The following is a 406-nucleotide window of genomic DNA, read 5'->3' as shown; positions in this document are numbered from 1 at the left end:
GAGTATATTCCAAAACGTCTTATCATTTTAAAATGTTTTGGTGGAATGTGGATAATTAATTTAGAAAGAAAAGTTTCAACATCAAGAGTAAGCTCAGTTCTTTTCTTATTATCAGCAAGACTTTCATAATAGAAAGTAACTTTATTATCGCTAGTGTCAATAATTCTATATTCTGCAATAGGAGCACGTGAAAGATATCTGCCAATATATTTAATTGCATTGGTACTGTTATTTAAATCATTATTAGCAACATTGAAAAACAAACGAATATCTTTCTTATACAGTTGATTTGCTACCGCGTAGGCTTTAGCTTTAATTTTCTTATTGTAATTGCCACTTTTAACGATATCGATGACAAGTTTCCTCCATTGTCCAGCGATAGAATTAACATGAAAGTAATTTTTTT

Annotated in this window: 1 protein-coding gene; it reads right to left on the bottom strand. The window is 29.3% G+C overall.

All coding sequences use genetic code 11. The annotated features are described in order from the left end of the window. Positions 1 to 347 (bottom strand): transposase (locus IX290_RS11485; protein ID WP_349290762.1); only part of this gene is annotated, 347 nt, incomplete at its 3' end. Positions 348 to 406: the final 59 nt, after the last annotated feature.

The organism is Fusobacterium sp. DD2 (genome assembly GCF_018205345.1).
Lineage (GTDB): Bacteria > Fusobacteriota > Fusobacteriia > Fusobacteriales > Fusobacteriaceae > Fusobacterium_A.
The sequence above is the reverse complement of the archived record's forward strand: the minus strand, read 5'-3'. Positions and strand labels throughout refer to the sequence as shown.